Below are 12,847 nucleotides of genomic sequence, written 5' to 3' on the forward strand. Positions count from 1 at the left end.
ACATACACAATCAAGTGCACACCTGTGAAGTTGGATGGAACCGTGGCCCTGCCACTCCAACGCTTTGTCAGGTGTGCTTTTTTCATAAAGGAGTTCTTATGTTAGATATCAAACGTATTCGTACAGACTTTGATGCTGTCGCAGAAAAATTGGCTACACGTGGTGTAGATGCTGCTGTCTTGAATGAGATGAAAGAAATCGATACTAAGCGTCGTGACATCTTGGTCAAAGTTGAAACTCTCAAGGCAGAACGTAACACAGTTTCAGCTGAGATTGCCCAAGCCAAACGTAACAAAGAAAATGCAGATGACAAGATTGCTGCCATGCAAACTCTATCTGCTGAGGTTAAAGCCTTGGATGCTGAATTGGCAGAAATCGATGCTAAATTGACAGAATTTACAACGACTCTTCCAAATATTCCAGCTGATAGCGTTCCTGTTGGGGCTGACGAAGACGACAATGTGGAAGTTCGTCGTTGGGGTACTCCACGTGAGTTTGACTTCGAACCTAAAGCTCACTGGGATCTTGGTGAAGACCTTGGCATCCTTGACTGGGAACGTGGTGGTAAGGTAACAGGAGCTCGCTTCCTCTTCTATAAAGGTCTCGGTGCTCGTTTGGAACGTGCTATCTACAACTTTATGTTGGATGAACATGGCAAAGAAGGCTATACTGAAGTCATCACGCCTTACATGGTTAACCACGATTCTATGTTTGGAACTGGTCAATATCCAAAATTCAAGGAAGACACTTTTGAACTCAGCGACAGCAATTACGTCCTTATTCCTACAGCTGAGGTTCCTCTAACAAACTACTACCGTGATGAAATCCTGGACGGTAAAGACCTGCCAATCTACTTCACTGCTATGAGTCCTTCATTCCGTTCTGAGGCTGGTTCAGCTGGTCGTGATACTCGTGGCTTGATTCGTTTGCACCAATTCCACAAAGTTGAAATGGTTAAATTTGCCAAACCAGAAGAATCTTACGAAGAATTGGAAAAAATGACAGCCAACGCTGAAAACATTCTTCAAAAACTCAACCTTCCATACCGTGTCGTTGCTCTCTCTACTGGAGATATGGGCTTCTCAGCTGCTAAGACTTACGACTTGGAAGTATGGATTCCAGCCCAAAATACCTACCGTGAAATCTCAAGCTGTTCAAACACAGAAGATTTCCAAGCCCGTCGTGCCCAAATCCGTTACCGTGATGAAGCTGATGGCAAGGTAAAATTGCTCCACACCTTAAACGGTTCTGGACTTGCAGTTGGACGTACGGTTGCTGCTATTCTTGAAAACTATCAAAATGCAGATGGTTCTGTAACCATCCCAGAAGCTCTTCGTCCTTACATGGGTGGAGCTGAAGTCATCAAACCATAAAAAATAAGGTTTAGCTATTTCTAGCTAGACCTTTTTTCGTAACCAAATCAGATAAGCGCCTAATACAAAGAGCAAAATGATTAGGCAAATAGCTGTTTCAGCCAGTACCAGATAATCCAGAAATGGAAGTTTCAAGAGTCCCTGAGCCATCTTGAGCGAAGTAGCTGTGATAATGGTCGGGAAAGTGAGGGCTGAGAAGGCTGGTTGAAAGCCTTGTTTTAAAATATTGGGTAGGCGAGTTAAAACAAAGAAAAAGAAGGATTGGGAAGCCAAAATCATGACAATTAAGAGCCAAATCGGTAGGCTGGCTCCTCCAACTCGAACCAGGGAGGCCAAGAGTAGAGAGAAAGGAGCACAGTAAATCCCTTCTTGTCCAAGCATGGCTAGTGGGAGTGGATGTTTCTTTAAATCGCTATAAATAAGCGGGTAGAGATAGAAGGTCAAGAGAAATCCAAAACTCAAGGTCGCATAGGCAATTTCGATGATGCCTACCAGAGGATATGTCAAGGCTGCTACTGCTATCCCCACATAAAGCACCGTCCAGCTTGGAGTCGCATGAACCCTTCGACCTGGACAGACAAACTTGATGGTGAAACCAGCAATCAAGACCAAATCCAAGAGAAATGAAAACCACCAGAGACCCTGCGCTACTAAAGGAAGATGAGGGAATACGCGAAAGACATAGGTAGATAAAATCATCCCAGCCATAGGAAAAGTGGCCATTCCTGACAAAAGAGGAGGCTTGGTCAATTCTTGCTTGGTTTCCTTCCAATTAAACAGATGCAAAATCAGAAAGTAAATCCATAAAACTAAACCTGATAAACTCAGTATATGTGACAGAACTGGCAACGTATCTAAAATAAGATTTCCAGCTCCTGCCAAACCTAGCAAACAACCAGAAAATACTAAGGGGAGTTTTTTCATACTAACCTCCAATAATCATGTTAGTTTCAGTATAGCATAAAAGCGCTTAAATGAGGGGATAAAAAACGAAGTCCGATTATTTCAGACTTCATTTTACTCAGATATGAATTAAGCATAAGGTTGCAATTCTGGGTTAATTGGTGTATTGGCTAGATTGTTGGCATAGTTACAGAGACTTGCTAGGCTGACACCAAGAACCACATCCAAGGCATTTTGTTGGGTATAGCCAACTTCTAGAAACTCAGACAAGGCTTCATCTCCTACACGACCCTTGGTATTGATAACTGCCAAGGTAAACTTAGCTAGGGTGTCCAATTTAGGATCTGTTTCAATTGGAGTACGATTGCGAAGGGCTTGAAGCAGATCATCATTCATCTGGATTTGTTTGATGGAAAAGGCGGTGTGACCTGCGACACAGAAGGCACAACCATTGGTCACAGCTGCCGTGATTTGCACCACTTCACGCTCAACAGGTGTCAGGCTGTTGCGACGGTTGATGGCTCCGACAGTTCTGTAGGCTTCTAAGGCAGTAGGTGCATTAGCCAAGAGACCGATTAGGTTAGGAATATAGCCATTGTTATCTTTTTCTACTGTTTCAAGAACTTCTTTCACTTCTGCTGGTGCTGATTCTACTGTATGAATTGTAAATGCTGTCATCATAAAACCTCTTTTCATGTTGTTGAAACCTAGTCTATCACAGATTCTATACCGTGTATAATATATATTTTAAATTGCATCGATAGAAATTTTTTATGAAAGCAAAAAATCACACGAGCTGTGTGATCTCATTATTTATCAAAATACTTTTTAGTCTCAGCAATAACGACCGGCGACAAGACTAAGAGGGCAATCAAGTTTGGCAGAGCCATCAAGGCATTGACAATATCTGCGATAATCCAAACCATATCCAACTCGATAAATCCTCCCAACAAGACCATGAGTACAAAGACCACACGGTAGAGCCAGATAAAGCGAACCCCAAAGAGAAACTCAAAACAACGTTCTCCATAATAGTTCCAACCTAGAATTGTCGTAAAGGCAAAGAGTACAAGGAAGATGGTCAGGAGTGCAGGTCCAAAGTGTGAAAAGACTGTTGAGAAGGCTGACTGAGTCAAGGCAACCCCATTTAAGTCGCCACTCCAAACACCAGTCACCAAGATGGTCAAACCAGTCAGAGTACAGATAATGAGGGTATCAATAAAGGTTCCTGTCATGGAAATCAAACCTTGCTCTACCGGTTCATTTGTCTTAGCCGCAGCAGCTGCAATAGGAGCTGAACCTAGACCAGACTCATTTGAAAACACACCACGCGCCACACCATTTTGAATAGCCATCCGAATGCTAGCACCGGCAAATCCACCTACCGCAGCAACAGGACTAAATGCTGATGTCAAAATTAAAGCGATTGTGGTAGGGATTTTCTCGATATTAAAGAAAATAACTGTAAGAGTTCCCAAAATATAAATGATAGCCATAAAAGGAACAACAGTAGTTGAAACCTTGGAAATGGACTTGAGCCCGCCAAAGACTGCAATTGCTACAAAGACAGACAAAACAAGAGCTGTGATGGCTGGCGAAATAGTCGTTGTATTCTGGATAGATTCTGTAATCGAGTTGACTTGGGTAAAGGTCCCGATTCCCAGTAAAGCTACTAGCACACCTGCTAGGGCAAAGAAGATGGCAAGTGGTCGCCACTTTTCTCCCATCCCTAGAAGGATATAATGCATGGGACCTCCCGCTACTGCACCATGGTCATCCTTGGTACGGTATTTGATAGCCAAGAGTCCTTCCGCATACTTGGTAGCCATCCCAAAGAAAGCCGCCATCCACATCCAAAAGAGGGCTCCTGGTCCACCGACCTTGATAGCCGTCGCCACCCCGATAATATTTCCCGTACCAACTGTCGCTGCTAGTGCTGTACACAAGGCCGCAAAACTGGATACATCGCCATGCCCCTTGTCCTTGATAAAAATAAGCTGGAAGGCCTTGGACAGACGCAAAACCTGTAAAAGCCCCAAACGAGCAGTAAGGTAAATTCCTGTTCCGACCAATAAAATCAAGAGGGGAGGTCCCCAAGCAAAAGCATCAATTGATTTAAGCAATTCTAACATTCTATTCTCCTATCTTTTCAACCCCAAAAGAAAGAGCACATGCAAGATACATGTACTCTGGAATGCTTAGATAAATGCTAAAAAGCGGTCTATCCTAGCTCTGTCCTTTTACCTGAGAGTTTGAGCAGTTACCTGCCTTGCCCCTTCGGTGCCTTTACGGTCTCTCCAGAGTTCCGTCCATTTACAGTCATGGAAAATCAAACGATTCTCCACTTCTATTAAACTTCATTCGGTGTTGGTATTTAATTGATTCTTATTTTACAAAAAATGTTGGCCTTTGTCAATGGATTTTGGGAAAATCTTATTTGACTCTGTTAACTAAACTTGGTAATGATTTTCGAAATCATAAACTCCCCAATTTACGCTATAAATCTTTTAAATTACTATTTACAACTTCTCTGCTCATCTCGTTATTAAAGAAAGGAAGACCGACGATACGATAACGTTCATCGTCCAACAAAGTTCTTGCCTCATCTCTTTCAGTAATTTGCAGTAAGAATTTCTCTTTCCAGCCTTCTTTACTATTTTTGAAGGTATTATTACTATCCAAAAATTGACTTCCTTTTGGCTCAATGAAAATCTGCCAAGAAGTATTTCCAACTTTTTTATCATTTGCAAGCAAGATAAAGTCAGGCTCAAAAGCACGCCCTTCATCAAAACTATAGATTTTCACTGCTTTCTCATTTCGCAAAAGATAAATATCAGACCACTTTTCCTGCAAATCATTCATCAATTCACGGATAGCACGCACCAGATATTTCTCCTCGCTTGTTCCAAAGTTATCATCATAGGCATACCAATCTAGTTGATCGATATTTTCAAAAATCTCTGTTTCAGACTTGGTTTTTTGTGACCGTCCAAACTCTGCATTCCCATTTATATTAACAGTATACTTTCTCAAGATATTCTCTTCAAAAACTTCACGTACAGGAACAGATTCAAAGTTAGCTGAACCATAAAAGCGCTCTTCAGTTGGAACGATATCTTTTTCAATGCTATATAAAAGCTGTTCTGCAATATAGAGTTTCTGGTCTGAAGTTAACTCACTTGTTTGTGATAAAGAAGATTCTACTATAATATTAACTTTCGAAAGCATTTCGATGAAGGCAGATACACCACTCAAGCCAAAGAAAGCTTTCTGTAAGTTTTTAAAGGTATACTGTTTATTGCGATTGATAGCTGCTCGAACAATATTGGAAGTAATTTCTTTTCCAAACTCAAAGTTTAAGGTGTTTACTGAATCAGTCACAAAAATATCATCTTCTGAGAAAACTTCAAAATCTCTTGTGCTGGAAGTCGGTAAACTTACCTCAAAGGAACTCGGAATGAAAGAGGTATCCAACAAACTTTCCTGTCGTTGTTCAACATATTCTTGATAAGAAAGACGTTTATTCATCCAAACCAGACCATCTGTATAGGTTCGTGTTTGTTTGAAAGACTCTTTTAGCTTTAATTCACGCTCTTCTAAATTGACATCATCAAAAATTCCAGACTCACGCAAGACTTGCTTTAATTCAGAAATATACCGAGGATTATTGGCAGAATGATAATGAAGCTGTTCTATGACACGCAGCTCATTGTTTTCATTTTCATCAAATTTACGAATGAACTTCTCCTCAATTTGATTATCAATCACAAAGGGATAATAACGGGCTCCACGACCGATGAGTTGCTTTTCTGCATTGGTAGTGTTCCCTGCGACAAAACCGTTCTTTGTTGTCTTACCATCACGAATATCGTAAAGGCGAACAATATCAAAAAGATTCAAAACATCCCAGCCTTCGTTGAGCATATCAACTGCAAAAATAGCACGAATTTCATTTGAAGGGAGTTCCAGAGTATTCAACTCCACTAAATTGTTGCTAGTCTTGTTTTTCCCATCAATCACGAGTAAGCGTTCACGGCGAAAATCTTCCTGCAATTCCTCAATTAAATCTTGAAAAGAAAGTCCAGACTCCTCAAAAAAAGCAAATGCTTTTTCCAAGATGTTTTTTTGCTCCTCATCATTTGCATTTAAGTTTTTTTGAGACTGTACTTGTTCTACTGACAGATTGGCTAACATATCCAAAAAAGCCTCTAAGTTTCCTTTATTTTCAGCAATTTTTTGCGACTTAAACAAGACCAAAGGTTTGAGGTTGATGCCATGTTTCAAGGCGATTTTCTTGCGGTATTGGCTGATAATGATTGCCTGCAACATACGAGTTGGAAGTTCATTATCTACTAAGTGGAAAAGAACATCTTTAGAGTACTTATCCAAGCGGAACTCTTTCAAGTCATACTTGAAAATCAAAGATTTTTCATATTTTTTGGCAATATCTGGATTTGCTAAGTCAATGGTTGCTGTAAATTCAAATAAAGAAGATTTACGTGCTGTACTTTGAATATTTTCAATCGTCGCCGTCCAGCTGTCGTTCTCATCTTTTTCTTTCTTACCGAGTCCAGCATTCAAGTGATGAGCCTCATCTGCCAATAACACAAGCGACAAATCTTCAAATTGCTCATAAGTTAGGCGATTTTCCCTTGAGGTATTTAAATCTTGGTGAAGTTTTTGAATAGTTGTAAAAACAATATTGATACTATCAGGCTGACTATCGGAAAAATCTGTCACTTCACGTATTCCCACCACTTGATTATCAATCGTTATTTTATCCGCAAACAAGTATTTTCCCATCTCATTAGGAAAGAAGTTTGCCCTTGTCTTGGTAAGGATATTGTCGTTATTCACAAAAAAAATAAAATTCCGTTCACCCTGTTTAAATTTTTCAAGGATAATCGCTGCCATCAGCAAAGTTTTTCCTGAGCCGGTCGCCATATTGTAGAGGACTTGTTCTGGTTTTTTTCGATTTTTCTCATCCCTTTTGTAGTAGAGATACCTCCCTAGCGCCTCTTTCTGGTAAGGACGCAGTGGAAATTTCAGATTTTGCGTGATGTAGTCTGGAATGCTTGCCTTAAAGTCAATAAAGCCATTTTCACTAGCTTGCTTATAAATTTCATACACAAAAGCCATCGCTTACTCCTCTCCATAGAAGTTTCTATTGAGTTTTTTCTCTTCTAGTGAAATGCCATAGTCGCTATCATCTATCTCTGAGTAATTAACATACAGGTTATTATTATCCACCAACTCCAGCAAGACTTGTTTTTGTTCAGCTAGTGAAAGTTTTTCGAACTCTGACTTTTTCAACTTTTTAGGGTCGACACGATAAGATAGGAACGAAGACTTTTTAGCCTGTTCAAATAGTTGAGATAGAATTTCAGGCTCTCTTGCCTCTAAGACTGTATTTTTAAAATCCTGGGCATCATTTTTCAGTTCACAGTAAACGAAAGAACCACCACCAGTCCAGTTGATGTCTTTAGAAATGCCACCCTGTTCACCGTCAATTACTTTTTTCAATCGCTCAACTGAAACCGTCTCAATGTAATCCATCTGTTCAATACCAATATATTGACGGTTCATTTTGTGAGCGACAGCAGCTGTTGTACCACTCCCCATGAAGAAATCAAGAACGATATCATTTTCGATTGTAGACATTTGTAAAATATCCTTTATCAGTCTTTCGGGTTTTGCATACGAAAAAGCATCACGATTAGACAAGTTAGTCATTTCATCGTTTCCATCTTTATTTTTTGTTTTGGCTAATAAATCCGTAATAAATTCTTTTAACAAGGTATCACTACTTGAATAAGCTGGTTTTGACTTAGACATATCTTCATCTTTAAAAACACGTCTAAAAGGTCTATCACCTTTCATAAAGTCATAGTCGTCTGGAAATCCAATTCCTCCATTTTGATACCAGTCATAGAATGTATCTTTTGTAACAGCCCACGAACGGTTAGGATTAACGGGGTATTCTTTACCTGTTTTGGGATTCACCATTGTAAAATTAGAATTTGGACGCTCCTTAATAGTTGTTTGTTTTGTTAAATCAGCTGTACGCCAAGGACGGTTAGGAAAATCTGAAGTTTCATAATATTTTCGTTCTACTTCACGACCAACGATTGCATCGCCTTCGTTGCCTTTTGTGTATACTAAAATCCAATCAAAATCCTGAGAAAAGTTAAAAGGAACATCCGATTTTCCATCACGAGTTTTTCTTGGTAGTGTCCCAATAAACTTATCTTGTCCAAAAATAGAATCACTTAATACTTTTAGATAGTGCATACCATCTTCACCCGTATGAATCCAAATAGAACCTTTATCACTAAGTAACTCTTTAGCTATTTCTAATCGATTTTTCAAAAATACCAACCACGTTGACATTTTAAAATTGGAATTGTATTGAAAAGCATCTCCAATATTTTTTCGAAAATAGTATGGAACGTCAATATAAATCAACTTTACCTTACCAGCAAAGCGTTTCTTGAGGCTATGCAGTGCAAGTAGATTATTTCCCTTGATAATAAGGTTATCTGTATCCTTTAACTCCTCAACCTCGTGCTCACCGTCTTTATCATAACGTTTGAAATTGCTCAACACCTTCTCGTCCAGCAAGCGATTGATTTCCGCTGGAGCAAGCGTCTCGTTAAAGAAAATCTCTTGACGTTTCACATCGTCCTTGGTTTGCCCTCCCTCAAGCACACAATCTTTATAAGGAAAATTCAGTACAACTTCTTTAGTTTCAGAAAGATAGTTTCTGTCTGGCGTTCCAAGACCTATTTTTGTTTTGTAGGCTGTAAAGCTGTCAGGCAAGAACTCCTTGTTATTTAGAAATTGCAAAAAGATATCTTTTTTAAAGACCAATACCCCATTTTGTAGCTTTGAAAAGAAATGATTGGTCATTTTTTCATTACTCATCAACTGATTGAGTAAGTCAGGACTGTACTGCCTTGCTAGCTCAGCCAGCTTATTTTTATTTAGCACACCGTCCACTAAAAACTTAGGATTTTTAGCGAGGACTTGCTCCAATTCTTGTTTCATATATGGAATTTCCTTCTCACTTAAAATTTGTGAAGAGCTGATAGTATTCCTTTATATGTATATATAAAGGAAGGGTATACCCTTCGGTTTTATTCAATTTTCTAGTTCTATTATAACATATTTGAGCATGTTTAAAAAAATGATAAAAAAGCTTGAGGAATCACATATTTCCTCAGGCTTTTCTTATCCTTTAAATGTCACAATAGTCGCACCACTGCCTCCAGCATTTTGCGGGGCATAGCCGAAACTCTTGACATGTTTGTTTCTTTGTAGGTATTTGGTGACACCTTCACGGATGACACCTGTTCCGATACCATGGATGATATCGACTTGCGCCATATTATTAAGCAGGGCTTGGTCGATAAAGGCATCTAGCTCATTCATGGCCTCTTCATAGCGTTTACCTCGAAGGTCCAGTCTGGCTTGAGGTCCTCGCCCAGAAGTTCGTTTCACAACATTGACTTGTTTCTTCTTGACTTGCTTTTCTTGCTGAGCTTGAACAAGGTCAAACTCTTTCTCTTCCAAGGTCATCTTGATTAAACCAACTTGGGCTTCCCAGCGGCCATCTTTGAGTTGACTGGTCAAGGTACCACGCTGGCCATAACTGAGAACCACGATATCATCTCCCACCTTTGGAGCTCGTTTTTTCTTGGCCTTTTGAAGGACCTTATTTTTAGATAAATCTACTTTTTCAGGAGCCAATTTTTTCAACTTGGCCTTGGCTTCAATGATTTCGTGGGGCTTGAGTTGAGATTTACTATGGAGATTCTTAAGAATCTGGTCACTCTCACTGAGGGCCATGTCCACAATCTCAGCAGCTTGTTCACGCGCTTTGTTAAGCTCAGTTTCCTTTTCACGATTGAGCTCGTTGTAAAGTTTTTTAAGAGCACGATTCATCTTGAGATTTTCTTGCTCCACCTCACGGATATTGTCCAAGCGTTTACGGCTTTCCAGCGTCTGCTCTTCCAGTTGCTCAATAATCCGGTTGACATCATTGTCCTGATCAACCTGCTGACTGGCATCCCCTACGATAACTTCAGATAAGCCTAGACGTTTGGCAATTTCAAAGGCATTACTTCGACCAGGAACGCCCTGCATAAAGCGATAGGTCGGGCGTAGAGTTGCAGTATCAAACTCCATGCTGGCATTTTGCACAAAGGCTGTCTCAATACCATAGGCCTTGAGTTCGGGATAGTGGGTGGTCGCCATGGTCTTAACTTGACGCAGGCGAAGGTCTTCCAGAATAGCCATGGCGAGGGCTGCTCCCTCTTGGGGATCTGTACCAGCCCCCAACTCATCCAAGAGCAAGAGCGAATGCTGGTTGACCTTACCAAGAATATCCACAATATTGGTCATGTGGCTAGAGAAGGTAGACAAGCTCTGTTCAATAGACTGCTCATCGCCAATATCGGCAAAGATTTCTTCAAAAATACCAACACGACTTCCCTTATCTGCTAAAATCGGCAAACCAGACTGAGCCATAACCTGCGTCAATCCCAGAGTTTTGAGCATGATGGTCTTCCCACCTGTATTGGGACCTGTAATGACAATGGCTGTTAAATCTTGGCCAAAATGGACATCATTTGCAACGGCATTTTTGACCAAAGGATGGCAAACATGGAGCAATTGAATCTCCTGATTTTCTGATAGCTTAGGAACGACTGCTTGCCTTTCTTGGATAAAGCGGACCTTGGCACGAATCAAGTCCAGATGGCCGATAATCCAAGCATCATTGGCAATCTCAGCCGCATAAGGGCGGACACGCTCAGAAATTTCTTGGAGAATGCGAAGCATTTCATAGCGCTCATCTGCTCGCAGACTAGCAATTTCTTCGCTCAGTTTGACCACCTCACGGGGTTCGATATAGACGGTATTTCCACTAGCAGAGATGTCATGAACAACACCTGCAATCTTATTACGGTAAGTGTTTTTGACTGGTAAAACCTGACGGCCATTTCTGCTGGCAACAATTCCTTCCGTCAACATCTGCGCTTTTTGCTTAAGCAGGTCCTGCAAGACATCGCGTACCTGACTCTCGCTATCATGGATTTTTCGACGGATGCGCGCCAATTCTTCACTGGCGAAATTTTCAATGAAACCTGCATCATTAAAGGCCTGTAAGTTTCCTTGTAATTGGGGAAAATCGTGTAGTTTCTCAAACCAAAGGGCTAATTCTTCCAAGCTGACATTTTCCAGATTGGCGTAAAAACTTTGAAGCTCTCTGCTAGAAAGAAGCACGCGCTTCAAGAGTAGGAACTCCTCGATATTGAGGTCCGCCCCCATCTCCAAACGCTTGCAGACTCCTGCGATTTCCTTGGTTGCGAGAATGGTAAAATGCGGTTGCTCGACAAAGAGAGCCTGCATTTCCTTCATCTCAGCAAAAGCCTGTTTGATTTTATCTGCTTTGGCAGTCGGAGCCAGCTGTCTCAATTGCTCCAAGCCCTGCTCGGTCAACAAATGAGGTTCAAACAAGGCCTTGACCTTATTGAACTCTAATGTTTCTAATATTTTCTTGTTCATCTTTATTTCCTTATCTTTGAATGTCTAGGTGTGGTAGCTTTTTACATTCTGATAGATTCGAGTCAATCTGTAAACAAAGGGCTAGGAAAACTCCTGCCCTTTTTATCCGATTAAATTTGTCACCCAGATTTGTTTGAGCCAACTAGTTGTTACTGGTATGCTCTGGATGATGTGTTTTGCGACGATACTCTTTTCAAGAGGATTTTGTATAGCTGCCATGGGAATGGTCGCTAAAATTGTCAAGACCATTTGCAAGACAAATAAGGTCACCAACATGGACAAGATGCCTGCTGAAACTTGGAACAACTTACCACCAAGCTTTTTACTAGGAAGTAAGTGTAACAAGAGACCAAGTAAACGACCGATGCTATAGACAATCCCAAATACAAGCAAGTAGCCGATACCTGCGTAAAAGACCTTATCCAACTGAAAGAGTTGATCCGATGGGAAGAAGAAAGTTCCCTGACCTTCCTGCGGATTTGCATAAGGGAGCAATAAATGGAATTTCTCTCCAAGCCCCTTGTAAAACTGGCCAGCCATAAAAGCCGATGCCATGGCTGAAATCAGGTAATAAACCTGTAAGAGCAGGCCTCTCCGATAGCCGATATAAAATCCCCAAGCCAGGACCAATAGAAGAAGGAGTGAAATCATAAGGAATCCTCAATCTTGCTCTGTTCTTGCTTGCAAGTCACGAGTTTGTGACGGAGTTCCTCTAACTCTTGCTCCTTATCGTCAAATTCAATCTCACGGCTGAGCTGAGTTGATAAACAGTTGACTGCCAACAAAAGAGCGATTGTTTCATCATCTGCACTAGGCATTTGTTCTTTAATTGCTTGGTATTTTTCTGTCGCAACCTTAGCGATTTCCTCCATAAAGAGATTATCATGTTCGCTTGTCAAGGTTAATGATTTTTTCCCGAATGTAAATTTGAATCGATTTAGATTTGCCATAAAATTCACCTCACGATATTATACCAAAATTCGCTAACTTTGTCAGTTTTTACA

The 12,847-nt window shown here is 40.6% G+C and carries 9 protein-coding genes and 1 riboswitch; of the genes, 1 reads left to right on the forward strand and 8 read right to left on the reverse strand.

The annotated features are described in order from the left end of the window. The first annotated feature begins 98 nt into the window (after window positions 1-98). Window positions 99-1,373 carry a serine--tRNA ligase gene (gene serS / locus O3636_RS09955; protein ID WP_371642955.1) on the forward strand — a complete coding sequence of 425 codons (1,275 nt, stop codon included), beginning with the start codon at window positions 99-101 and terminating at the stop codon, window positions 1,371-1,373. Window positions 1,374-1,397: 24 nt separating this feature from the next. Here serS and O3636_RS09960 read toward each other — a convergent pair whose 3' ends face one another. The 8 genes from O3636_RS09960 to zapA all read right to left on the reverse strand — a co-directional run bounded on the left by O3636_RS09960 (window position 1,398) and on the right by zapA (window position 12,793). Then, window positions 1,398-2,297, reverse strand: a complete 900-nt coding sequence (locus O3636_RS09960; protein ID WP_371642957.1) for a TDT family transporter — start codon at window positions 2,295-2,297, stop codon at window positions 1,398-1,400. A gap of 108 nt (window positions 2,298-2,405) precedes the next feature. Further along, complete coding sequence (locus O3636_RS09965) at window positions 2,406-2,954, reverse strand: carboxymuconolactone decarboxylase family protein (RefSeq protein ID WP_371642958.1); 549 nt, start codon at window positions 2,952-2,954, stop codon at window positions 2,406-2,408. A 131-nt stretch (window positions 2,955-3,085) separates the two neighbouring features. Further along, complete coding sequence (locus O3636_RS09970; protein WP_371642960.1) at window positions 3,086-4,408, reverse strand: alanine/glycine:cation symporter family protein; 1,323 nt, start codon at window positions 4,406-4,408, stop codon at window positions 3,086-3,088. Between the two features lie 90 nt (window positions 4,409-4,498). Then, window positions 4,499-4,587, reverse strand: a riboswitch (glycine riboswitch). A 185-nt stretch (window positions 4,588-4,772) separates the two neighbouring features. After that, entirely contained in the window at window positions 4,773-7,415 is a 2,643-nt protein-coding gene (locus O3636_RS09975) for a DEAD/DEAH box helicase family protein (RefSeq protein WP_261059843.1), read from the reverse strand. Window positions 7,416-7,418: 3 nt separating this feature from the next. Continuing rightward, a complete protein-coding gene (locus O3636_RS09980; protein WP_261013347.1) occupies window positions 7,419-9,323 on the reverse strand; it encodes a site-specific DNA-methyltransferase in 1,905 nt (634 codons plus the stop codon). A 183-nt stretch (window positions 9,324-9,506) separates the two neighbouring features. Then, window positions 9,507-11,843 carry an endonuclease MutS2 gene (locus tag O3636_RS09985; RefSeq protein WP_261013348.1) on the reverse strand — a complete coding sequence of 779 codons (2,337 nt, stop codon included), beginning with the start codon at window positions 11,841-11,843 and terminating at the stop codon, window positions 9,507-9,509. A gap of 102 nt (window positions 11,844-11,945) precedes the next feature. Further along, window positions 11,946-12,494 carry a CvpA family protein gene (locus O3636_RS09990; protein WP_261013349.1) on the reverse strand — a complete coding sequence of 183 codons (549 nt, stop codon included), beginning with the start codon at window positions 12,492-12,494 and terminating at the stop codon, window positions 11,946-11,948. Then, entirely contained in the window at window positions 12,491-12,793 is a 303-nt protein-coding gene (zapA, locus tag O3636_RS09995) for a cell division protein ZapA (protein WP_000002019.1), read from the reverse strand. Before zapA ends, O3636_RS09990 begins: the two co-directional genes overlap by 4 nt. Between the last annotated feature and the right edge of the window lie 54 nt (window positions 12,794-12,847).

Source organism: Streptococcus sp. 27098_8_76 (genome assembly GCF_041432315.1).
Taxonomy (GTDB): domain Bacteria; phylum Bacillota; class Bacilli; order Lactobacillales; family Streptococcaceae; genus Streptococcus.